Annotated in this window: 21 protein-coding genes; 9 read left to right on the top strand and 12 right to left on the bottom strand. The window is 47.7% G+C overall.

Annotated elements, in window-relative coordinates; translation table 11 throughout:
• Positions 1-9: 9 nt before the first annotated feature.
• The 5 genes from ACYCSE_RS12065 (at position 10) to ACYCSE_RS12045 (ending at position 4,458) form a co-directional block, all read left to right on the top strand.
• Positions 10-1,047, top strand: coding sequence for a serine hydrolase domain-containing protein (locus ACYCSE_RS12065; RefSeq protein WP_235307129.1), 1,038 nt, complete (start codon positions 10-12; stop codon positions 1,045-1,047).
• Between the two features lie 44 nt (positions 1,048-1,091).
• Positions 1,092-2,243: an MGDG synthase family glycosyltransferase gene (locus ACYCSE_RS12060; RefSeq protein WP_459702352.1), complete on the top strand. Its 1,152-nt coding sequence runs from the start codon at positions 1,092-1,094 to the stop codon at positions 2,241-2,243.
• Between the two features lie 30 nt (positions 2,244-2,273).
• On the top strand, positions 2,274-2,555 hold the full coding sequence (locus tag ACYCSE_RS12055) for a hypothetical protein (protein WP_061831084.1): 282 nt from the start codon (positions 2,274-2,276) through the stop codon (positions 2,553-2,555).
• 554 nt (positions 2,556-3,109) lie between these two features.
• Positions 3,110-3,793, top strand: a complete 684-nt coding sequence (locus ACYCSE_RS12050) for an MOSC domain-containing protein (protein WP_061831083.1) — start codon at positions 3,110-3,112, stop codon at positions 3,791-3,793.
• Between the two features lie 326 nt (positions 3,794-4,119).
• Positions 4,120-4,458 (top strand): DUF4870 domain-containing protein, encoded by a 339-nt coding sequence (locus ACYCSE_RS12045; protein WP_459702351.1) that lies wholly within the window; start codon positions 4,120-4,122, stop codon positions 4,456-4,458.
• A 56-nt stretch (positions 4,459-4,514) separates the two neighbouring features.
• Here the strand turns inward: ACYCSE_RS12045 and ACYCSE_RS12040 are convergent, their stop codons facing one another.
• On the bottom strand, positions 4,515-5,474 hold the full coding sequence (locus ACYCSE_RS12040) for a sigma-70 family RNA polymerase sigma factor (protein ID WP_459702350.1): 960 nt from the start codon (positions 5,472-5,474) through the stop codon (positions 4,515-4,517).
• A gap of 18 nt (positions 5,475-5,492) precedes the next feature.
• Positions 5,493-5,936, bottom strand: coding sequence for a carboxymuconolactone decarboxylase family protein (locus tag ACYCSE_RS12035; RefSeq protein WP_459702349.1), 444 nt, complete (start codon positions 5,934-5,936; stop codon positions 5,493-5,495).
• Positions 5,937-6,087: 151 nt separating this feature from the next.
• Here ACYCSE_RS12035 and mscL point away from each other — a divergent pair, with 151 nt between their 5' ends.
• Positions 6,088-6,582: a large conductance mechanosensitive channel protein MscL gene (gene mscL, locus ACYCSE_RS12030; RefSeq protein WP_061831079.1), complete on the top strand. Its 495-nt coding sequence runs from the start codon at positions 6,088-6,090 to the stop codon at positions 6,580-6,582.
• An 85-nt stretch (positions 6,583-6,667) separates the two neighbouring features.
• Here mscL and ACYCSE_RS12025 read toward each other — a convergent pair whose 3' ends face one another.
• Both ACYCSE_RS12025 and ACYCSE_RS12020 read right to left on the bottom strand, forming a co-directional pair.
• Complete coding sequence (locus ACYCSE_RS12025) at positions 6,668-7,369, bottom strand: histidine phosphatase family protein (protein WP_061831078.1); 702 nt, start codon at positions 7,367-7,369, stop codon at positions 6,668-6,670.
• Positions 7,370-7,448: 79 nt separating this feature from the next.
• Positions 7,449-7,742: a hypothetical protein gene (locus tag ACYCSE_RS12020; protein WP_069291005.1), complete on the bottom strand. Its 294-nt coding sequence runs from the start codon at positions 7,740-7,742 to the stop codon at positions 7,449-7,451.
• A 172-nt stretch (positions 7,743-7,914) separates the two neighbouring features.
• On the opposite strand from ACYCSE_RS12020, the gene ACYCSE_RS12015 reads away from it, so the two are divergent.
• Positions 7,915-8,547, top strand: coding sequence for an NUDIX hydrolase (locus ACYCSE_RS12015; RefSeq protein WP_250259522.1), 633 nt, complete (start codon positions 7,915-7,917; stop codon positions 8,545-8,547).
• 7 nt (positions 8,548-8,554) lie between these two features.
• On the opposite strand, the gene ACYCSE_RS12010 is transcribed toward ACYCSE_RS12015, so the two are convergent.
• Together ACYCSE_RS12010 and ACYCSE_RS12005 are read right to left on the bottom strand one after the other, a co-directional pair.
• Complete coding sequence (locus ACYCSE_RS12010; protein WP_134903642.1) at positions 8,555-9,343, bottom strand: TrmB family transcriptional regulator; 789 nt, start codon at positions 9,341-9,343, stop codon at positions 8,555-8,557.
• 65 nt (positions 9,344-9,408) lie between these two features.
• A complete protein-coding gene (locus tag ACYCSE_RS12005; protein WP_459702348.1) occupies positions 9,409-10,260 on the bottom strand; it encodes a zinc-ribbon domain-containing protein in 852 nt (283 codons plus the stop codon).
• A gap of 311 nt (positions 10,261-10,571) precedes the next feature.
• On the opposite strand from ACYCSE_RS12005, the gene ACYCSE_RS12000 reads away from it, so the two are divergent.
• On the top strand, positions 10,572-12,998 hold the full coding sequence (locus ACYCSE_RS12000; protein WP_459702347.1) for a UvrD-helicase domain-containing protein: 2,427 nt from the start codon (positions 10,572-10,574) through the stop codon (positions 12,996-12,998).
• 681 nt (positions 12,999-13,679) lie between these two features.
• Here ACYCSE_RS12000 and ACYCSE_RS11995 read toward each other — a convergent pair.
• Positions 13,680-14,474, bottom strand: a complete 795-nt coding sequence (locus ACYCSE_RS11995; RefSeq protein ID WP_452566112.1) for a GNAT family N-acetyltransferase — start codon at positions 14,472-14,474, stop codon at positions 13,680-13,682.
• A gap of 432 nt (positions 14,475-14,906) precedes the next feature.
• On the opposite strand from ACYCSE_RS11995, the gene ACYCSE_RS11990 reads away from it, so the two are divergent.
• Positions 14,907-16,877 carry a glycosyl hydrolase gene (locus tag ACYCSE_RS11990; protein ID WP_459702345.1) on the top strand — a complete coding sequence of 657 codons (1,971 nt, stop codon included), beginning with the start codon at positions 14,907-14,909 and terminating at the stop codon, positions 16,875-16,877.
• A 317-nt stretch (positions 16,878-17,194) separates the two neighbouring features.
• On the opposite strand, the gene ACYCSE_RS11985 is transcribed toward ACYCSE_RS11990, so the two are convergent.
• The 5 genes from ACYCSE_RS11985 to ACYCSE_RS11965 form a co-directional block, all read right to left on the bottom strand.
• The gene (locus ACYCSE_RS11985; RefSeq protein WP_459702344.1) at positions 17,195-18,874 is read right to left on the bottom strand and encodes an ABC transporter substrate-binding protein; all 1,680 of its coding nucleotides are present in this window, start codon (positions 18,872-18,874) and stop codon (positions 17,195-17,197) included.
• A 38-nt stretch (positions 18,875-18,912) separates the two neighbouring features.
• Entirely contained in the window at positions 18,913-19,851 is a 939-nt protein-coding gene (locus ACYCSE_RS11980; protein WP_165178879.1) for a carbohydrate ABC transporter permease, read from the bottom strand.
• Positions 19,852-19,864: 13 nt separating this feature from the next.
• Positions 19,865-20,821, bottom strand: a complete 957-nt coding sequence (locus ACYCSE_RS11975) for an ABC transporter permease (RefSeq protein WP_459702343.1) — start codon at positions 20,819-20,821, stop codon at positions 19,865-19,867.
• Positions 20,822-20,908: 87 nt separating this feature from the next.
• Positions 20,909-22,459, bottom strand: a complete 1,551-nt coding sequence (locus ACYCSE_RS11970; protein WP_459702342.1) for a response regulator transcription factor — start codon at positions 22,457-22,459, stop codon at positions 20,909-20,911.
• Positions 22,456-24,237 (bottom strand): sensor histidine kinase, encoded by a 1,782-nt coding sequence (locus tag ACYCSE_RS11965; protein ID WP_459702341.1) that lies wholly within the window; start codon positions 24,235-24,237, stop codon positions 22,456-22,458. The genes ACYCSE_RS11970 and ACYCSE_RS11965 overlap by 4 nt, the downstream gene beginning before the upstream one ends.
• Positions 24,238-24,277 lie beyond the last annotated feature (40 nt).

The following is a 24,277-nucleotide window of genomic DNA, read 5'->3' as shown; positions in this document are numbered from 1 at the left end:
GGGAAAAGGATGAGCCGCTTTGCTCCGCTGTTCACTGCACCTGTTGCCCGTATGTCTGCCCTGAACATAGGAACTTGTGAAGAGGAGGGCGTCAATGTCTCCCTACTTGATCAGGCAGACCGTGAAATCCAAGCCAAGTTTCCTAAAATGCACAGCTTCCTGCTACTACGCCACGGCAAACTGATCTGGGAACGCTATTATAACGGGCATGAAGTAAGCTCTCTGAACGATTTGCGATCCGCGACCAAAAGCTTCACTTCCACGCTCATCGGCATAGCTATGGCTCGCGGTGATATGCCCGGGCCAGAGACGGCTGTGCATAAGCTGTTGCCTGAGTATTTACCTAGGCGGAAGGAAACACTGCTAGAGCAGATTACGATTCGCCATCTGTTGACCATGACATCCGGCTTGTATTGGCAGACGGGTAAAAAGCTCGGAGAAGCTTTTATCCACCGTTTTCATCGCAGCAAAAGCTGGCCGTCCTTTGCCCTGCGCTTACCTGTACAGGAGGATCAACTCGGTGTATTCCAATATCGTAGTGTGGATTCGCACCTGTTGTCCGTGTTGCTGACCCATTGTTGTGGGATTGACGCCTACACGTACGCTCTCCAGCATCTGTTCGAACCCTTAGGTTTCGGGAGAAGTGGTTGGGCACAAGATCCAGAGGGCTACACCATGGGACACATCGGGCTATATCTGACATCGCGTGACATGGCTAAATTCGGCGATTGCTGTCTTCATCAAGGGAGCTGGAACGGAAAAGAATTGATTCCGGCCGATTGGCTGCATCAGGCGACACAGCGACAGGTTGAAGGTTATCCAGAATTCGGAGATTACGGATTCCAATGGTGGACAGGACGACTCCACGGCATCAACTACGCGTGTGCGCACGGACATGGAGGACAGCAAATTTATCTTGTGCCAGAAGCGAACGCAGTCGCAGTATTTACAGCAGATAGCAAGGTGAGCCGTTGGAAAAATCCGCGAACACTGCTGGAGCGCTACGTTTTGCCAGCCGTATCCTCCCTCAACTTGGAACGTTCCTGAAATGAGCTTTAATGTGCTTATTGAATATAGGAGGCTAAACAATCATGGAAGTCTCAGCACCAAAAATTCTAATATTGTACGCCAGTTACGGGGAAGGCCATGTGCAGGCCGCTCGGGCGATTATGGACAGTTTGCGAAGACTCGGACGCTGCGAGGTACAACTTCTCGATCTGATGGCTGAATCTCATCCCTGGTTGAACGGTCTGACCAAATTTGTATATATGCAAAGCTTCAAAACCATTCCTCAGCTTTACGGCTGGGTCTATAACATCACGCGCGGTATGCAGGCAAAATCGGCCTTTGGCCATGTGCTGCATTCATTCGGAATGCGTCAACTTACGCTCACACTGAAAAAGGAGTTGCCGGATCTCGTGATACATACGTTCCCGCAGCTCGCGCTCCCGGCGTTACGCCGCAAAATGGGGATGAATTTGCCTATTGTCAACGTGGTTACAGATTTCGATCTGCATGGGCGCTGGCTGCATCCCGATATTGACCGCTACTATGTAGCCACTGAGGATATCCAGCAGGAAGCCGCCCAGCGGGGAATACCTATCGAACGCATTATCGCTACGGGGATTCCGATTCACGCTTCTTTTTATAACATGTCTGCTAACGAAATTCCTGTTCAGGAACAGGTAATTCCATCGCAACAGGCTGAGACTACTACACTACTCATAATGGCTGGCGCCTATGGCGTGCTATCCGGCATACTGGATATCTGTCGGCAATTAAGCCAGCTTCCTCAGTTGCGGCTACTCATCGTCTGCGGACGTAACCAGCAACTGAAAGCAGAATTGGATGCGCTGTATGCAGACCACCCGGACATTTACACCTATGGATTCGTGGACTTTGTTCCAGCACTTATGCGTGCGAGCAATCTGGTGATTACGAAGCCCGGCGGCATTACACTCTCGGAAAGCATTGCATCCGGTTTGCCTATTCTTGTGTTCAAGCCCGTGCCCGGTCAGGAGCTAAATAATGCTCTGTATTTGCAGCAAAAAGGAGCTGCCCGTATTGCGCGCACTACGGAGGAGCTGATTCAGCATTGTCTCGACCTGATTTCCATCCCCTCTCTTGCCGAAGAAATGACGCAGGCGATTGAGTTGCTTCGCAAGCCTCATCCCGCAGACCAGATTGCCGAGGATATTTTGCATCAGCTTGTGGATAAAAGACCTTCCGTACGGACAAATTAACGAAGAATAAGCCAGACGGAGGGGATACCAATGGAACGCGAAGGAAAGGATTTGCTCCCGCTTTCGGGTGAAAAGGTAGAAGTGGATGGTGTTTATATTGATGAGGATGGACATGAACAGCATTTGCACAGAGGTCAGCATTTTCCCTCTGATGTTGTTTTGGGTACTTCCGAGTGGAAAATGACCGAATACGCCTTTGATAATCATCATGAAGGACGTACTGATGAACGACTTATCCCCAAAAAGGATGACAAGAATAAAATGGGGAAAATCACACATCCGCGCCGCCATTTAAAAACTGGCGACCGATAATTACGGAAGTATATCCACAGTTACTCCCAATATGTTGATAGTTTGTGGACAATCTGTGTGCAAAGTGTGAGATATCGTTATATTGTCTACAGTTTGTGCACAAATTGTGTATAAATCATGTTGTTTTTGTGGATAAATAGTAATGTGCGGTGGATAAAGTGCGTACAACATGTGCAAAACCTGTGTGTAACCATGTAAATGGCTGAGCGAATCTTTTTCGTTCAGCCTTTTTCGTATTTTTATACACATTCTCTAATTCATTTTTTTACCGAGATCGGGTATGTTCGAACGAGAATATCGCTCCCGGAACGATGAGTTGCCCAAAAAGGACTCTATCCCATTAACGGAGACTAATCGAAAATTCGCAAATAGCGCATAGAGGAGTGTAAAATGGAAACGGGGACGAACAGAGTCAAAAGAGGAATTACCGAAATGTAAAAGGCGTAATCATCATAGAAATTCTCGCTTCAGGCGGGCGAACATATGCAGGAACGCAGTATATAGAAGCATCTAGCAAAATCGTTGACCAAAATTTAGAAGTAGGGGTGATCCGAATGGCATCTATTAAAATCCTTTCACTTAATGTCGGCATGCCCAAACAGATCCAGTTTAATCAGAAGGACGTTTCTACGGGGATATTCAAGTCGGCCACAGATGAATATTTGTATTTATCTTATCTAAACTTCGAAGGGGATGGGCAGGGCGATCTAGTTCATCACGGGGGTAAAGAGAAAGCTGTATGCGTATATCCCTACGAGCACTATCCGTTCTGGGAAAATGAATTGCGGAGACCACTCGATTACGGCGCGTTCGGGGAAAATTTAACGATAAAGGGTTTGCTAGAATCCGACGTTTGCATTGGAGACGTCTTTAAGCTTGGCAAAGCTATCGTTCAAGTTAGCCAGCCGAGACAGCCTTGCTACAAGTTGTCCATCAAGTACGGCGTACCGGACATGCCCTTGAAGGTACAGCAAACAGGCTACACGGGATTCTACTTCCGCGTTCTGGAAGAGGGAGTTGTCTCTAAAGCCGAGGGATTATCCCTCCTTCATCGCCATCCGAAAGCAATTACGGTTTCATTTGCCAATCGAATTATGCATCAAGAGAAGGCTCATATCGAGGGTATTAAACAAATTCTCGAAGTGGAAGAATTGTCCTTAAACTGGAGAAATACGTTTCTAAAACGTTTGGCGGGAACCGAAACGGATTCTCGGGAAAGACTATCAGGCAATTCGTAAGGTGGAAGTGGTTCAATGAATTTGCAAGCTCGTCTGGCTGCAGTCGAACATCGAATCTGCGAAGCTTGTGGGCGATGCGACAGAAGCGCAGTCCAAATGGGAGGCCTTTCAACCACGGAACGTGGCACTTTATCAGTCATTTGCAAACCAATAAAGTAAAAAAAAGGGTATCGCCAAATTCGAGTATATCCATTCGCTTGACCGCTTATCCTTTGTGTAGAGCCAATTTTTTTACCGAGATCGGGCATATCCTTCAATCCTGCCCTCATAGCTTGTATAGTACGGAGACTTAGCTTGAATCTTTTATAAAGGAGGATATGCCTGACATGTCAGTCTATAAGTCTTCCACAGGATTGGATGAAAATATAGCAGCTGTCCTGTGCTATTTGTTCGCCTTTATTGGCGCGCTGGCCTTTGTAATGCTGGAAAAGAAAAGCCGATTCGTATTATTTCACGCACTGCAATCCATACTTCTTTTTGTAGCCCTCATGATCGGACATGTGCTGGTCGGATTCATTCCGCTACTCGGTCCTTTCCTCGCTTCCCTGCTAACGCTGGCAAGCCTTGCCTTGTGGATTATCTTGTTAATTCGTGCGGGACAAGGAAAGTGGTTCAAGCTTCCCTGGGTAGGCGATCTGGCTCTTCATCAAGCCCGGCAGTTGTGAAAACAACAAGAAACCTTGATCCTTAGCAGGATTCAAGGTTTTTGCTGTTTCGATGATTACTTTTTATCGCATGTTCGCTTCTTCTGTCCTACATGAATGTATCCTAACTTATCTGGGTTGACCATTAAATAAAAACTCTGAATATGCTCCCCGTCCGGTGTCAGTCTGAGACATAAGGTTTCTCTCACATTTCCGGCTTCCAGAAATGCCAGCTGGACCTCGCCATTGATGACGGTATGGAACACATCTCTTTCTCGTAAAACGGTTAATACCCGACGAGAAGTCAACAGAGCAAGAACACCTTTGCGTACAACCATCGGTCTCATCACCGTATGCACATTACCTCCGCCATCTGACACGAATACAGGTTGTTCAGCCAGTAGTTCCAGCATAGCAGTCACATCGTAGGCAAGAAAGGCGGTTGTAAAACGTTCTAGTAGTTTTATTCGGGAAGAGTTGTTCACATTGCGACTGGACTGAGCCTCAAGAGCAGATTCTCCCGAAGATAGAATACGACGGGAGCGACTGAACAACTGACGACAGTTGCTCTCAGTCTTCCCTAGCAATTCCGAAATATCTTTGTAATCATATTGAAAAGCTTCCCTCAGCACAAAAACAGCCCGCTCTATCGGCTTTAGCTGCTCCAGCAAAACCAGAAAAGCGTAAGATATCATGTCTTTACGCTCTAACCAATCCGCAGGAAGATCTGCACTTTCACCCAACGGCTCCGGCAGCCACTGTCCTACATATGTCTCTCTTTGCTTGCGTGCAGAGTTCAACAGATTTAGACACCGATTCATCGTCATTTTGGCTACATAGGCTTTGGGATTGTGTAAATCATCCAGGGGCTTATTCTTCAGCTCGACAAAGCAGTCTTGAACTACATCCTCGGCATCTGTAACCGTTCCAAGCATGCGATAAGCAATGGAAAAAGAATATTTACGATATCTTTGATACAGCTCCTCCAGATTTAAATCCACCGATTGTTGTTCAATTCTATGTTCTTTGCCAGACAAAGCATAGCCCCCTGTTCATTAAAGAATGCCCGGATACATCCCCGTTGCAATCGCAATCCGGTTCCAACTGTTAATCACGTTAACCGCGGTTATCAAATCTACGTATTCTTCCTCTGTAAACTGTTCTCTGACCCTATTGTACAAATCCGTAGGTACCCCTTGTTCAGAAATACGGGTGACCGCTTCAGCTAATTCAAGCATAACACGTTCTTTTTCCGTGAACAAAGGAACCTCCCGCCATAAGGCTAGCTGCAAAATGTGGTCAGCATAATCCCCCAGCTTGAGCAAATCCTTCGCATGCATATCCAGACAATAGGAACATCCATTGATTTGGGATACTCTAATTTTCAGTAGTTCATACAATACTTTGTCTGTAAAACGGCCGGAAATATATTTTTCCATCTCCATCATTGCCTTGAACGTACTAGGACTCACTGCTCTGTAATTAAATCTTAAACTCACGATACATCGCCTCCATTATTGGTTTACATATAGAAGACAAATGAACATGTGACTTTGTGACAAAGTGTAATACATCAATTTGGAATTGCCCTCAATTGGCATAGCATGTATTATAGATAAATGATTTTATGCAAAGAAGGTGAGCACTCACATGAGCGGAAAAGGTATTATAAAAGAATTTAAAGAATTCGCTGTACGGGGTAACGTAATTGACCTCGCGGTCGGTGTTATCATCGGTGGAGCGTTTGGCAAGATTGTCACTTCTGTGGTAAACGATATTATCATGCCTCCGATTGGTAAACTTCTGGGCGGCATGAATTTTCCAGACTTGTATGTAGCTTTACAAAATGCCGATCCTGTAAATGCTGACGGTACACGCATGACTTTGGCACAGGCCAAAGAAACAGGGATTGCGGTCCTCGCCTATGGGCAGTTCATTAACGTCCTGCTGGACTTCCTGATCGTGGCCTTCTGTGTGTTCATGCTGGTCAAGGGAATTAACATGCTGAAACGTAAAGAGGAAGAAAAACCTCCTCAGGAAAAAACGATTAAGGAATGTCCACATTGCCTGTCCGAAATTCCTGTAGCCGCAACCCGTTGCGCACATTGCACTTCCAAGCTGGAAGGGTACGTCGAAGCACGCTGACTCAACCCACACCTATATGACTACAACAAACGGCTTAAGACGGTATACCGTCTTAAGCCGTTTTGGTATGGTGTAGGAGATCTGATTAGTTGAAATTGGTGATAATGCCACGGGGTCTGACGGGCAAGCCCTCTGCGTACAGATGGGAAACATCACCGAAGCCGATGCAACGGGGAACTGCCCATTCCTGGGAGCGCTCATCAAACAAGATCGTGGTTACAGAGCTAGGCGGCATCCAAAAACCGGACCAGACCAAGGCCAATGGCAGCTCCAACAGATGAGCAAGCCAGGTCAGCCCGAAGCCGCCATGACAAAATACGGCCACCTGATCTTCGGTGTGCTTCAGAATACGGTACCTGCCCTCCACCCGCTCAAAACCTTGCCGTTGCAGGAATTCATCAGAATGGAGCTTCAGCTGTTCGAAGATTTCGGGACTCTGCGTTCCCTGATAATAGGAAATCTCCTGCCAAGAGTCATGAGTCGGCAGGGGCAACTCGGAACGGATCACTTCACCAGGCAAATCCCAATGGGAAAGACGGCCGTATGGAGTTTCCTCCAGCTTTAGGGCCAGCTCCTGCGTCCAGTGTTCCACTTCATGAGTCATACCCAAAGACTCGGCAGTGTAGCGCATCGTATCCAAAGCCCTCCCCAAAGGAGAGGCATAAATTCTATCCAGTCCGTGACTGGAAAGCCGTTTTGCCAATGCCTGGGCTTCCAAATGCCCCTCCGGCGTGATGGTGTTGTTGGGGTAATCAGGGTCTGCATGTCGGATAATATACAATCTCATCATTGGTTCTCCGTTCCTATGAATGGCGACAGGATCGCTTTATCTCATTCCATCGATTAGTTCTCCTGATCTTTAACGTTTAATGTTTATTCAGCAAATTTTCCAAAATCGCGCGCAAATCCCTGTCTTCCTGGTAGACTTCCTCACCCGTATCCAGCTCAATAACCCGGATATATGTATAATTGGCTCTGACATCGACTGGTTTAAAAATCAATTCCTCCGGATTGTCTGGGCGGACATCATAGCCCATATTTTTGAACATATCCGTGATTTGATCAATCCCCGGCTTGCCCCCACTTTCCAGCATAATTAACCCGCGAAGTTCCTTGGGTTCCTCCGGATGCATGACTCGAAAATGTACTATACATTCCATGTAAAATCGCTCCTTTCAATCGTAAATCTGTGTGATGTTGCAAATCCTCATGTTCCCAGCATACCCCAAATGCCACTCCACATTCCACATCCGCCTTCATATCGTCAGGAAGGAAAACACGTTATACTGTAAAGTAGACCTTTGATTTCTGCTTACTATAGGAGGAACCACGATGACTAGCGAGCTTCTGGATATCTACGATGATGAAGACAACCCCCTTGGCACAGCTTCCCGACAAGACGCACATGCCAAGGGATACTGGCACCATACCTTTCACTGCTGGCTAGCACGAGACACTTCGATAGGCCGTCGCTTACTGTTCCAACAGCGTCAGGATACGAAGGACACCTTCCCCGGATGCTACGATATTACAGCAGCCGGTCACTTGACGGCAGGCGAAGATATGTCTCAGGCGGCTCGTGAGCTGGAGGAAGAACTGGGTATTCATGTGCCCTTTGCCTCATTAACACCGCTGATGACCGTTCGGTATGAAAGCAAAGGTACCGCACAGGGTACCTCTTTTTGGGACCGGGAGGTTAGCTCGGTGTTTGGACTGCTATCGAACCAGCCATTGGAAGCTTATCACCTCCAGCAAGAAGAAGTAGCCGGACTGTACGAAGCAGATCTTAACCAGGCACTGGCCCTTTTTGAAGGCCATATTCCCTTTATCGAAGCCCAAGGCATTACGTCGGGGCCGAATCCAGAAAAAACTCGCCGCCTGATTACATCGGATCAATTCGTGCCTCATAAGGCGGGCTATATTACATCTATATGCCGGGCACTGATGGAACTTCCTAGCCGGTAATCTTTAGCTATTCTCCAGCTGACATATATTTGCCGATAATGCCTTCATACCGCCAGCCATACCGGGTCGACAGCTCTCTGCCCATATCATGCTCCAGCTCATACAGAATAAGATCCTGGGCAAAATGATTAAGCAGCAGGCCTGTCATTACCGGATGCTCGGTAATAAGCGCCTGTGTCGGGCAATTCTCTCCCCGCATACCCAACATGCACCAACGCCGATCAATAACAAAAGAAAACTTACGCCCTGCTGGTTCCTGTCCGTCTGTACCAGACCTAAGCGGTAACCACGGTCCCATCATGCTTTCTCCGTTATCGCAGGACCAGAGCAGACGCACACCTCGACTCTCGGCTTTCTCCAACTCTGTCCGCAGCAGTTCGGCTTCCTCGCGCCACAAATCCAACACAATCTCATGCTCTGCCCGTTCCAACTCACGGGTCAGACTTTCCAGCACCTTCCGATCGCCTTCCGCATTATAAAAGGTCGGCTTGGTTGGTTCTGTTCGTGGCATTTCCTTCTCCACCGCACGCAGGGACTCCTGCATTTGTCCTTCGATCATCCGGGTCAATTCACCCGGTGGCAGCATGCTGTAACGAACAGGCTCTCCAGCACTGGTTCTGAGGTATCCCTGCCCGGCCAAACGCTGTAAAGCCGCGTACACGTTGGAGCGCGATGCGCCCAGACGCTTAGCCACTTCATAGCCGGAAGCCGCATTTTGCCTCGAAAGCTCGACCATAACCTTGGCTTCCATTTCCGTAAAACCCAGATTCCGCAGATGATGCAGCAAACGCTCCATATATTCTGTTCCCCCTATGCTGCCCGGCGTTATGTCTGTGTCCTGCAGCAGCCTGTTCGGCTGCGTTAAATCTGTTCAGCTCCGCAACGCGGGCACCACTTGGACCCTTTGGGTAGTTCTGCGGTGCAGATTTGGCATTTTACATTTTCACGTACTTGTGCAGACGGCATTGCTGGCTTCTCGGCCCCGGAGTTGTTGGCCTTCCAATATCGAATCCGCTCGTCCAGCTCCTCCTGACGCTCCCGCTCGCGTTCCAGTTCTTCAAGGCGACGGTGCTCTTTCTCCAGCTCTTCCTGACGGCGGCGCTCCCACTCTTCGTCGAATGCCGCTTTTTCTTCTGGTGTAAAATCAGATACTGTGTAATTGCGGTCTAATCCCGCTGGTTCGTGCGTTTCATATGGTTCATCCTGCTCCTGTTCATGCCGATCCACTACTTCATGTTCTGCATATTCCGTGTAAACAGGAGCGGGCTCCTTTGCTTCTTCTGGCTTGCGCAGATCAAAAGAATAGGCGTTCGTTGGCACCTCTTCACGCACAGCAGCCACCTGCTTGGAGGCAGCCTGCCCTTCATTCAGCTTGCGTCCGCATTTGGGGCAAAAGTTGGCATCCAGTGGTACAACTGCTCCACAGGTGCATAAATGAGCGTTTTTTAATTCTGCAATTCTACTGCGTAGCTCGTCAATTTCATCCTGAAGCTCATCACATGCGGTGGATAGCTGTGTCATCTCGGTTTCTGCCACCGACATGTCGGATGCGCGGTAACCTTCGTAAAAGATCTGACCCATTCGCAAGAAATGAACATCCATTTCCTGCTGAATCGTTGTAATTTGTGAATTGATCTTACTAATCTCGACAGCATGCTGCGCCTTTTCTGTTGCGCGATTAGCGCCTTCCTTTATACGTTGAATCAGCTTCATCGTTATTTCCTCCCCATATCCAGCCGGATTTTACTGTACCGTCCGTATATCCCAAAGTTTTTTTCTGTTGGCAAACCTCGAACTCCTGTATAATGGAATGCGGTCATATCGCCTGTTTGAAGGCTATAGGCATTAGCGTCAACGTATTAACGTTCTGTCGCTCCGGCAAGATCCGCATGAATTTCAGCATTATTTTTAGTCCATCGCCTTGTTCTTATCGTCAGCTAAAGCTGACTAGAACTCTATCATACCAAAAACTACCCCCATTTGTGAAAATGGAAGATTTTAAGAACGAAAGGGGTTTCAGGATTATGGACCCAAATCCTTCTTTTTACCCCCGACCTATCGGGGTTCCTTACTCAACGTCGAGCCCTCAGGCACGTCGTGCTTCCATGGATACCAGTATGACGCTGGTGCCTGACACCGACCAAGACTCGGCCTATTTTCGTGCTTTAGAAAACGCCGGCATTCACCTGAACCGCCCGCAGATCCAGGCCGTCCGACACGGCAAAGGCCCCCTTCTGACCCTTGCAGGGGCTGGCTGCGGCAAAACCACAGTGCTGGCTGCCCGTGCTGGCTACCTCATGGCGATGCGGGATGTCCCTGCATCGTCCATTCTGCTGGTGACCTTCACCAGCAAGGCAGCTGCCGAAATGAAACTGCGCATCGCGGGATTACCCGGTGTGCGCCCTGCCGCTGCACGTGCAGTTCAGGCTCGCACGTTTCACTCATTCGCTTTGGCGATGCTGCGTCATCGCGGCGTCCAAGATGAAGTGTTCGGTGAAACGCAGGCCCAGCATACCGTCATGAAAATGATGTTGCGTCAGCTTGGGCTCAGCGAGGCTTTCCAGCCGGAAAGCCTGCTGTCTGCCCTCTCCGCCTGGAAAGCGGAAGGCCGCAGCGCGGACGAGCTGCCGGAAACTGTGCGCGAGGAATCGGATGCCAAACGTGCCATGCTCGCTTATGAAGCGTGGAAACAGGAGCGCAATAAAATGGATTTTGACGATATTCTGCTGCGTGCCTCCGCACTGCTGCGTGACCCGGATGTGCTTCAGCCGCTTCAGCGGCGTTTTTCACATATCATGGTCGATGAATTTCAGGATACGAATGCCTTGCAATATGAGATGGTGCAGCGATTGGCTGCCCGACATCGCAATCTGATGGTCGTCGGAGATGATGATCAGACGATCTATACCTTTAATGGAGCACGCCAGGAATCCATTCTGGAGTTTGACAAAGTCTATAAGGATGCAAAGGTCATTACCCTGGATATTAATTATCGCAGCGATGCGCGGATTTTGGGGCTGGGCTCTAACATTGTCGCCAAAAATGTTCATCGACGTTCCAAACGTCTTTCGGCTGCCGGGCGTGAAGGCTTGCCGCCGCAATTTGCCACCCCATCCGGGCCCGAGGAAGAGGCGGGGCATATTGTTACCCATCTACTCGGACAGGTAGAGGAAGGTCGGCTGCGCTACCGGGATATCGCTATTTTGCACCGGACAGCCAGCGGAAGCCGCTCTATTTTTGAGCAATTAATTATGCGGGATGTCCCATTTATTCAGTACGGAGCAGGGGCTGTATTTTATGATCAGTCCCTGATTCGTCCCTTAATGGATCACCTGCGCTTGTCGCTAAATCCCCGGCGTATGGAATCCATTCCGAGCACCCTCGGGCCGCTGTACGTATCCCGTGAGGCGGGGATGGAATGGATTATGCGCGAGGAGAAACAGCAGGCTAAAAAATACCCGCTGATTCATCTCAGCCGCTGGGATCGACTACGTGATTTTCAGCGTGAGCAGGTGAAAGAGCGTATTCGTCTGATTCGCAGTCTCACTACAATGAAACCTGCCTATGCCATTCAAGAAATGCGGCGCGTCTTTTATGACAAATATTTGGAAAGCGGAGATACGGGCGCGTGGACTCATTATAAGGAAACGATGCAAGAAAGTCTGGAGGAGCTCGAAACGGCAGCCAAGCGGTTTGACACCGTGGAGGCGTTCGTCAGCTTTGCGGACGAGCTTTCCGAGCGTCACCGCCAAATGGAATCGCTGCGCAGAGAAGAAGACAGCGATGCTGTTCGGCTCATGACGATCCACCGCGCCAAGGGGCTGGAATTCCCTTGCGTATATTGGATCGGAGCCAGCGAGGGCATTCTGCCGCACAGCTCGGCGCTGCACAGCGAGCTGCCGGAGGATCGGCGGGCAGGCGCCGCCCCGACTACGGCTGTGGATAACGATGCAGCGCTTGAAGAAGAGCGCCGCCTCGCTTACGTGGCCGTCACCCGGGCGAAGGAGTTGCTGTACATCACCTCTCCCGCCTCTAATCATGGTAAGCCTGCCGCCGTGTCACGCTTCCTGCTGGAAGCCTATGGGGTCACCCCTGAGGCTTCCAAGCCGGAAGCACGCCGCAGCAGCTTCGGCCAACCGAAGGGTGCTTCCGGGTATAGCAACCGTGCTGGCGCTGGATCGCCAGCGCCTGGCACAGCGACCCGCGTGAGCAGCAGGCCGGGACCAGGCAGCGCTACGGTACGGACGACCTCGTCGGTGACAGGGTCTCCGGCGGAGCCACGCATCAACGTGCCTGTGTGGAAATGCACCGACGGTGCCTGCAAAGCGTGGATGCGTCGCGACACAACAAGCGGACGCCGTACAAGCGCGGCTAGCACAGGCACGCCGCCGGTGTGCCCGCTCTGCGCCTCCCCGATGACAGAGGGGACACGCAGCATCCCAGCCAGATAAGTGCGAGGCGCGCATACGGAGCTGTACTTCGACTGCACTCGTTATTTCCGGTCTGACTTGTGCAGACGCAGACCTGTAATGAATCGAAAAAGGCACTGTCGTTCATTTTCACGGCACCCTGCGAAAATAGGTTTTGGACAGATCTAATAAAAGAAAAAGCGGCAGACGAGGATGTGAAAACAAAGCCCTAGTCTGCCGCTTTCTATATAATCTTTACTGTTTAATTGAAGTATGGAAAGTGATCGCGCATAAAATGAGTTAACGTATCCTCCAAATTTCTATGCTGTTTCATATATTGGAACAAGATGGCCGAGGTGAGCACGATTTCAGAGTCCTCAATACTAATAATCCATGACAGTGGCTCCTCAGGATTGTAACTAAATTCGCTAACGATACCGTATGCTACACCTAGCTTATCCATTCTCTTGTGTAAAATTTGATAGATCGCGTCAGTCAGTTGATGAATATTAATATCATTCTGTTCCAGAGCCTTTCTCCTCCTCCAAGTCGAGTGATTTCATTCGAGGCGCCTTCAGAAGCGATATCTTTTCCCTGATAATCCCGTTCTACGAAATAACAGGTGATCTCCTGTCTGGCAGTTGCGTGATACCTCTCTAATGCCAACAAGCACCCATATTCTGTTATACTTCACAATCAACGCGCAAAATCCGGTCTAGTTCGTCAACCAATAGATAGTTTAAAATCAACAATAGATTGCTCAGCCGTAACCTCATAGCCTAGTCCTTTGTAAACATGTACAGCAGCCTGGTTCTCCGCCAATACTCCCAGGTAGACATCTAATGAAAGCGATCTGCCCAGTTTTGTAAGTTGGCTCGTCAGGTGCTTTGCTAGCCCTTTCCCTCTGTGAGCAGGGCTTGTATATATGTTTCCGAGCTCAACGAGCTTAGGATCATAAAAGTGGAAGCCGCCTACGGCAATAAAATGACCACATTCCTTTATCCCAAGGAAAGGATATTGTTCGAGTTCGCTCCTCGTAAAAAATTTCATGCCCCCATTTTGTAATAAATCCACTATATCTGAAAAATCATTTTCCTTAACTAACTCAGCCAGGTTTGAATTGAGCAATTTCGATTGATCCATATGCTTCATTGTTAAGAAACGTTGTGGATTACCCGTTATGAGACCATGAGACTGAAAAAGTTGTATGTCACGATTACAGAGGATTGTACCACAAACGGTATTTCTGTTAAGTTGAATGGTTTCCTTAGTAAAAGCAATAAGAGCCGGAAAGTTAAGTTTCTCTCGATTGATGCAGTAGAAAGAAAATGCAGGGAAGGGAAGCCCCCAAAAGTATGCCAAGACCGCCGTCAGCTTGTCGTCTACATATTGACCGACAAATCTAGCCTGCTCCTTACGTTGAGTTAAATAGCTATAGAATAACAAGTGTTGGTCCCTATTAATCTGGTCCGTTAATTGAATAATTGTTTCGTAGGTAAGCAATCGATGAGAAATCATGTATTAGTCCCTTTCATTCCCATGTGGGTAGTATTCCTATTGGCATGATACCACAAATTGAAACTATCCTTCCCGCTTATCCCATATAGCCTTAAAATCTTGGGTTATACCTTTCAAAAGAAATGAAGATTGTTTGCCACCGGAGTATAAAAATCCATAATTTAAGGATGATTTTTCCCGAAATTCATTGTATGGTTCCTGCCTCGCCTCTAACTTATGATGAAATTAAAGAGAGGTGAGGTGCTAAAAAATTAATAACAAAAATTGAAAACGCATACAACTGAAGAAGGAATGTTTAGAATTGCAAGATGATCCGTAACCACCTGTCATCAATTACTTCAAAGTACTTAGTCTGTACTTATGAAAACGGTTTCTTCAATCCGCGCCGCAGGACAATTAGGGTGGTAACATCTAATTCAAGGAGTGAGTCATATGCCAGATCCGTGGAAAAGAAGGTTTTTCGGTATTCTTAGTTTTGTTTTCTTATGTTTTTTGTTGGTATCTCTCGATTTAATTCCAAGCTTAGCAAAAGCAGAATCAACTAACTTGGTCACCCATGTTGAAGACGAAACGACGATGGGTGCAAGTGAAGATTTATCCACTAATGGCAAATCTCCTTCTACAGTCGTCAGTTCCAAGGATGCAATTATTCAAGGTTACGGTGTAGAAAAACGGGATACTCCCTATACCGGCGATACACTTTATAAAGGCGACGGTTATGTATCCTTCTTTTATGATTATGACCCAAATTCGGGCAAGTCTGACGGGACGGCTACGTTTAAAGTGAATGTGCCGACAGCAGGTCTATATAAGCTGAGCCTCGGTTACTATATTCCGGCGGACACCGGCTCCAAGGATACCAGCTTCGAGGTCAATGGTACAATGGCTGAAAGCATAACGCTGGTTCCCCCTCCGGGAGGTGCGGTTGTAAACGAGAAGTTGGTAAGCAAGATCATGTTGAATGCCGGTACAAACGAGGTTACTTTTTCAAGAGGCTGGGGATATTACGGGATCGAATACGTGAAGGTTGAATTCGCCAGTTTGCCTGCTACAAACAGCAAAATTGAAGCCGAAGACGGAGTCATTACTGGTGAGGTCAGCACCGAAACCGCCAGCACGGGCTATTCTGGTACCGGTTACGCAGCCTTTAAAGGCACAGGGTCGTTAACCCTTGCCTATAACGCAGCTTCAAGTGGCTTTTACAATATTGCAATCGGTTACAGTAATCCAAATAGTGACAAAAAGACCCATATGGTGGTCAACGGTCAGACAAGCGAAATATCCCTTCCGACAACAGCAAGCTATTCCGAGGTATCCGGCGGTAAAATCATGCTGAATTCGGGAAACAACACAATACAGTTCAATGTCGACTTGGGCCAGTATCATATCGACTACATCAAGCTGGCAGCAGTGCTCCCCCCGAAACTGCATCAGATTGGGAAAAAGCCGGTAAACCCGAATGCGACTGTGGAAACCAAGGCACTCATGGGTTATCTCGTGGATGTTTACGGGGACAATATTCTTTCCGGTCAGCACACTCTTGAGGATGCCCAGTGGATTAAAGACCAGACTGGAAAGTATCCTGCGATGTTGTCAACGGACATGATGGATTACTCCCCCTCTCGCGTCGAGCATGGTGCCACCTCAACTGAGGTGGACAAGGCGATCCAATGGGCCAAAGAAGGTGGAATTGTCACGTTTGTATGGCACTGGAATGCCCCTAAGGGTCTACATGACATTCCAGGCAAAGAATGGTACCGCGGATTTTACACCGAGGCGACTACATTCGACGTTCAATATGCGCTTAATCATCCCGAGTCGGAAGAATATCAGCTAATCCTGCGAGACATTGATGCCATTGCCGTTCAGTTGAAACGCCTCCAAGACGCTCACGTTCCGGTACTGTGGAGACCACTGCACGAGGCGGAAGGCAGATGGTTTTGGTGGGGCGCCCAAGGGCCAGACTCCGCCAAGCAGCTGTACCGTATCATGTACGACCGTCTAACACACTACCATCACCTGAACAATCTGATCTGGGTATGGAACTCCGAGAGCCCCGAATGGTATCCGGGGGACGATGTCGTCGATATTGTAAGTGTGGATATCTACAACCCGGCGGCTAATTATAACCCAAGTATCGGCAAGTACGACAGCTTGGTAAATCTCGTGCAAAGCAAGAAGCTGGTTGGTCTGTCCGAAAACGGCCCGATTGGCGATCCCGAATTGCTTCAAGCATATTCAGCGCATTGGCTCTTTTTCACCACATGGACGGGCGATTTCGTCCGCAACGGACAATATAACTCCCTGGATCATCTCATAAAAGTGTTCAACAGCGATTACGTGATCACGAGGGATGAGCTTCCTCAAGACCTATTTACTTCCTCCAAGAATGAAGCGGAGTAAGGCGCTCTTACGGGGCTCACCGTACCACGGAAGGTAGCAGATACTTCGGACGATGGGTATGTGGCTGGATTCTGATAACAACGTCGACAAATTGGTAATTACTTTGAACGTGCCTGTAATTTTACCGTCCCACCCAGCACTATGAAGTAACGCATAAGCCTGCCCCTAACCAACAGCGGCCACCTCAGAAAATAACCGAGGCGGCCGCTGTTGGTTTGTAACTTGAACAATATAGTCTATGATAAACCATTATAAAAAAGGGCCGTCTTCTCTCCGGCAGGAAAGTCGAAACGGCCCCGTTCTTTTTGCAAAACGAATTAGTTAGTAGACCATAGCTTAATCCGGTTTTGAATATGTTTGGTAAAGGATTGTTCCATTTCTTGTACTCCGGCTTTCTCCAGCTCTGCCATATAGGCATCCCAAACCTTATCGAAGTTTTCCGGCTTGGTCATGACAGCTTCCGGAATTCGTTTCCATGTAATATCCTTCATCTTGGCTCCGAGAATAACAGCCGGATCGTCATTGGGGAGAGACATCGTGTAGGCTGCTCCGTATGCTCTCGGTTGGAATTCTTCTTCTTTTGGGAATAGATCTTTCCAATGATCAATCTTATAGGCCTTTAGGACTTCCTTCTCCGACTTGTTATAAGTTGCTGTCAGTAGTTCCGGATAACTACGAGTAAAGTAGTTGCCGGTGGAGTCCTTGATGCCATCACCATAATGGACCGACAAGTTCCAATATAGACCGATTCCAGACTCTTTTTGGAAAGCTGCATTGTCATTGTTCATCCGTTCCAGCACAGCCGGAATAATCGTCCGTTTGCCGTCTTTAACCGTGTAATGCTTTCCTTCAATCCCCCAATTATTCAGGATTTGCCCCTCTTCCGATGCCAGAAAGTCGAGAAACTGGATAGCGCGTACCGGGTCCTTGCACTTGCTAGAGATCGAGATTCCATATCCTCCATCAAAGCCAGGAAGCCAAAAGTTGGTGTCCTTGTATTCCTTGCTCATGGTGACTGGATAATGACCGTATGTTTGGTCGAATTTGCCCTCCGCTTTTAGCGCATTTTGCCCGTCGCCATAGTCCCATTCTGGATCGGCAAGGCCAAGTACGCGGCCTGAAGCCACCTTCGCCTTAAACTGATCGGTCTTCTGCACGAAGCTTTCCGGATCAAGCAATCCAATGGAGTTCATGTGATTCAACCAGCGGAAATATTCCTTTTCTTCAGGTCGGCGGAAATGATAAGTCGCTTGGTGTGTTTTTTGATCAATGTAGTATTCGCCGTCGTCTGGTCCCCCGGTCGTTTGAAATCCTGAGTTTGTTACCTGGTACATATGCCAATCGTCGGCATTAAGGGACAATCCGATATTTTTATTGCCATTTTCGTCCGTCGGATGCTTGGTGATATAGTCCTTAATGACTTTTTCAAAATCCTGTACCGTACGAATGTCCGGGTATCCCGCTTCCTTGACGACACGATGCTGGAGTTTAAATCCTACGTCGGGTTTAATTTTTTTCTCCTCGACAGCGGACCAGGTCGGAATCACATAGATCGATGGGTCGTCCAAACTGTACTTTGTCCGAACAAGCTTGTCACCCAGCATTTTTTTGATGTTCGGTGCGTGCTTGTCGATCAAATCCGTCAAATCAATGATTGCGCCAGCATCGACAAGTTTGCCGACATCCGCCTTAGCAGCGATTAGATCAGGATAGTTTCCTGTGGCTGCAATCAACGAAATCTTTTGGACCGGGTCTCCGACAGCGAATTCAGCATCTAGAGTTACTCCGGTTTTTTCAGCGATGACCTTACCGACTTGATCCTTCATGCTATTCCAATTTGTGCTGGAGTCTTCCGAAAAATAAGTAAGTGTGATGTCTCCTGTTGTTACGGCCTTGGTAGCCTCAGACGGATTATTACCGCTGCACCCTGCAAGAGTCGCGACTAAAGTCAGTGACATTACGAAGGACACGACCATTCTATTTTTTCTTGACTTCATGGAGCGAAACCTCCCATTATAATGAATGTTTGCTTCGTTTAGCTCTTTACCGCTCCAAGCGTCATACCCTTAACAAAATATTTTTGTAAAAAAGGATAGACGATAAGAATCGGCACTGTAACAATGATGGTGATTGCCATTTTGACGGATTCCGGTGAAACCTGTGCCATACGCTCGGCCATATTGGCAGCGTCCTGGGAATTGGTTGCGCTTGTTGTCGTACTTTGCAAAATTTTCATCAATTCATATTGCAGAGTCGTCAACGATTCGTTAGACCCATTAAACAGATAAGTATCGAACCAAGAGTTCCATTGCCCTACCGCCAAGAAAAGTGCTACGGTCGCTAATGCTGGTTTGCAAAGAGGAAGAATAACGCGCCAGTAGATCGTGAAATCGTTGGCACCATCCAGCTTGGCTGATTCCTGTAACGCATAAGGCAGACCATCAATAAAGGAACGAATAATGAAGACATTAAACGCACTTACAAGACCTGGTAAAATATAGACGGCAAATGTATCAATTAAATGCAATTCCTTCATCAGGATAAAACCTGGAATCAACCCTCCAGAAACATACATGGTGACGGCCAGAAAGATTGAGATGAACCTTCTAGCTTGAAAATCACTTCGTGCAAGCGTATAGGCAAGCATCGAGCCGCTGACCAAGCCTGCTACGGTGCCAATGACGGTTCGCAGAAAGGAGATCTTGAATCCAGTGATTAACCCCTCATAGGTGAAAATCAAGTCGTAATTCTTCAACGTAAATTGCCTTGGCCAGATGGTGATCCCACCTCTAATGGTGTCTACCGAATCGTTAAAAGAGATAGCTAGCACATTTAAGAACGGGTAGATCGTCAGAACGGTGACCACAATCATGAAAACATAAACAACTATCCCCAGGATTCGGTCTTGTGGTGATTTCGCCTGAAGCTTGTTGTTTAATCCGCCGACCGGCGTAGTGCTTTTGACAGCCTCCATGTCCATTCTCCTCCTACATAATGCTCTCGTTGGTATAGCGCTTAAAGATTCCATTAGCCGCAAACAATAGGATCAGGCTTATCACCGAATTAAAAATATTAATGGCCGTTCCGAAAGAGTAACGTCCCATTGCCAGACCATAATTAAGCGCATACAAATCAAGTACTTCAGAGTAATCAATGACCAGGTGATTGCCCAGCAGAAATTGTTTCTCGAATCCTGTACCGAGCAGATGACCAATAGACATAATTAGGAGAATGATAATAGTCGGCCGGATCCCCGGCAGCGTGATATGCCACATTTGCTGTAATCGGCTAGCGCCGTCCACCCGCGCAGCCTCGTATAATTCAGGACCAATACCGGCGATGGCAGCCAGATAAATAATGGTGTTCCACCCCGTTTCCTTCCAGATGTCTCCGAAAGTTACAACCCACCAAAATAATTTACCTTGGGCCATAAACTGGACTGGCTGATCGATGATGCCTAGACCCACGAGCATATCGTTTACGACACCGCCATCCGCTGAAAGCATTTTGGTGACAATGCCTGCAGCAACCACCCATGAAACAAAGTGCGGCAGATAAGATACGGTCTGAACAAATCGTTTTATCACTTGTATGCGGACCTCGTTGAGCAATAGAGCAAAGACAACGGGTACAATAAAACCAGCGACCAGTCCCATAAGGCTCATAGCCAGCGTGTTCCGCAGTACTTGGTAGAAATGATCATCTTGGAACAAAGTACGAAAATGCTCCAAGCCCACCCACTTCTGTTCAAAAAAACTCAAACCAGGTCTGTATTTCTGAAATGCCATTGTCCAGCCCCATAGCGGCAAATACTGAAAGATGAAGACCCAGATAACAAACGGAATGGACATATAGTAAAGATACCTCTGGCTTTTAAATACCTTCCAAGCATTCCGCTTCGGTTTTTTGTATGCGTTTTCCGAATTTGCTGTTACCGCTTTCATTTTTTTCATCCCCTCTCTTAAAACCAATCATAAAACAGAGGAGAGTCAGAACCCATACAACGGATTTCGGAAAAAATCATCCACAAATTATGGATTTCTATATTCCGACGGTGAACGGCCTTCGTATCTTTTGAATTTGCTGTAAAAGTAGTTGACGCTTGTATAGCCGACGCTTTCGGCGACTTCGTATACTTTCATTCCCTGACCCAGCAGCTCCTTGGCCTTTTGAATACGGACTCGGTCCAGATAGGTATTAAAGTACTCCCCCGTCTTGTTCTTGAAAAGCTGACCCAAATAGGCGGTACTATAGTTTAGTAGTCCGGCTAACGCTTCCAGCCTCAGGTTGTCTGCATAATGCTTGTGAATGAAGTCGATCATTTTTTTGAATTCCTGCTCCTTTCCACGGTGTTCGGAGTCTTTCACCAATGCTAGTAGGAAACGGTGAGTCTTTTCCAAAAGATCATCTAGGTGATCATGCTGGTATATCCCATTCAAGAAACGGGAAACTGCCTCCGTCTCTTTCAACTCGATACAGAAACCCGCGGTCAGCTTGTGAATGACTGCATTGGACAGAAAGAAGAAGGACTCTTTGACAGATTTCTCATCTTGCCCCTGTTTGAGAAAAAATGCTGCCGCCTCGTTCAACAACGGTAGTACTGTAGTTTGGTTTCCTACCTCCAGACTGTAATACAGGCGGAAGATGAATTCCTCCATCGTTTCCTCAGCTTTATCAGCAGACAATCGGGGAGAATCCAGCGAAGAAGAAAAGAAAGGATACGGACCTAGCAGTCGGTTCTTCTCGCTGAAAAAGGATTGTTTTACCGCTTCCTGGGCCTTTAAAAAAGATTTACAAATATCTTCAGGAGCAGATACTACCCCTCCGGTTGCAGCGGCGAACCGGACATTATCCGCAACATTACGAATCTCATTGTGCAGAATTTCACGCCGTTCTCTTCCGCGCAGCGGCGCGTTGAGCAACAGGACTGTATACGGGGGGATTACTGTGACAAGTCCCATCATCTGCCCCTCTATCTTTGCCTTCAATCCATTCAAAAGCTGGTATGCGACATCAGAACGGTCCACTTCAGAAACACGCGGGTAGACGACCACGACTTCGTAGTTGCTCCACAACAAATCCGCTTCTATTGCCTTACTTCTCAACTTGGCCGGATCTTCAGTTCTCTCTTGAGGGACGAGCAGGCTATGCAGGTATAAATCCCGATTTATAACCTCTCTCTTACGCCACTCCCCTTGAAGACGCTCCTCTTCGATCCGCTCGCGTATCCGTTTTAAACTGGACGACATTTCATCAATGTCGACCGGTTTAACGAGATAGCCGAACACCCCGTATTTGATCGCTTGTTTGGCATACTCAAAGTCGGCATATCCACTGAGGATCATAAAGTGCAAATGATGACCGCTGGATCTCAAGTGCTCAATCAACTGTAGGCCATCCATAACCGGCATGCGGATATCGACGATTACGACATCAGGAGCTTTTTCCTCGATGACTTCCAGTGCTTCTTTTCCATTGGCTGCCGTAGCTGTAACGATAAATCCGAGGCTTTCCCATGGGATCAGCGTTTGAAGCCCTTGACGAAGCTTCGGCTCATCGTCAACGATGACTACCTTAATCATTTGGATTCACCCCCAGGTATGAAAAACTGAATACAAGTGCCTTTCCCAGGCTCGCTCTCAATATGTAAAGCACTTGAGGTCCCATACAGTAAGACTAGACGATCATTTACGTTTCGTAGTCCAATTCGCTGGACCTCCTGTTCATGTACGGATGCAGCAAGCTCTGCTTGTACTAGGGCGAGACGATCGGCCGTGAAACCAGCACCGTTGTCACATACCATAACTCGAACCCCCTCCGGGATTTCCTTAACTTTCACTTCAATGACAGCTCCTTCTGCTTGATTATCTAGACCGTGTACAATAGAATTTTCCACCAATGGTTGGATAATCAGAGGTGGAACCAACATTTCCTCCAAATTTGGATCAACGGTTAAGCGATACTCCAAACGGTCTTCATACCGAAACTTTTGAAGATCGAGATAACAGCACACTTGCTCAAGCTCTTTACGCAGTGGAATCTTGTCGTTACCAGCCTCCAGACTGCTGCGTAACAACGCGCTCAACTGCCAGACTGCTTTAGCGATATCGTCCTGTTGGCGAATGTGGGCCTCCATTCTGATAGACTCCAAAGAATTGAAGAGAAAATGCGGATTGATCTGGCTTGCCAGCATTTTGAACTTGATCTCGTTTTGTCTTTGCTCCACGAGTCTTTTCTGGCGATTCGTCTCTTGGACCTCCTGGACCAAATGGTTTACGCTGCTGACGAGCGCGTTAAATTCCCTCGATAATAGACCCACTTCATCTTTCCCATCGATATGGAGATAGGTTTCCCATGAGCCCGCCCCTACTTGGGTCATATGCTTGCTCAAGCGAAGAAGCCTTCTGGATAATAGCGAAGCAGAGGCATAGATAAGCAAGGCTGCAAATATCAGGCTGGCTGTGATCGCGATTCCGCCGAGCCATATCACTTGATTAGCATCTCGGGTAATCTCAGAAACGGAAAAAATGGAAATAATGCGAAGTCCATTCCAGCTATTCTGTGGAGCTAGATTGGCGATAACCACCTTCGACGCTTTTCCATCGATGAGCATGTTATAACTTCCTTCCTGATGCAAAAGTATATTTTCGTCGGCATGAATTTCAGAAAGATTCTTCCCGAACAACTCTGCTTCATTGGACGCGACAATCTGATTCCGGTTATCCACGATCAAGGTAGGGAACGATTCCTGATTCAGGATTGAATTTAATTGGTGCTGGTTAACATTTATGACCAGAACCCCTTTTCGTCCTGGTGAATCCACTGAAAATGATCGAATCAGGCTGAGATAATCGGCATCGTCCCTCTCATCCTTGATTAAATTCCAGCCGGCCAATCCTTTCTGCGCGATGGCCTCCTTGTACCAATCTGCGGTTGTGATCCTATCATCCGGTTGGATAAATTCCCAATTATTAAGTGCTCCAGGATTAGAGACATAGACACGGATGCCGGATATCTCTTTGTACAACTGGAGGTAGTCACGAATACCTGTATACTCCCGGTATGCCTGAATGACTTCGATGTAGCTGTCATACTTCTGGCTGGCTACCATTTTCATCCGATTGTCATTGGTCAGCCGGTACGAGATGTCCAGCGGCACTTTGATCAATTCTTCTGTACGATTTCGGACCCGCTCGACATTGTTGGACACTTGCATAAAGGCATCTTTAATGACGGCCTCTCGAAGTTTCCCCGTCAGAAACAGGCCACATAACAGCAAGGGAAGAACAGCTACCGAAATGAATGTAAGCGTCATCTTCTTTCTCAGTTTCATGTCATTCATCATTCGTATAAAAAACATGGCTTGCCCCTCCCCAATCAGTACGCTGATGCGCGCAAAA

It is taken from the genome of Paenibacillus sp. SEL1, assembly GCF_054602535.1.
This window is presented reverse-complemented; position numbering and strand designations above follow the sequence as displayed.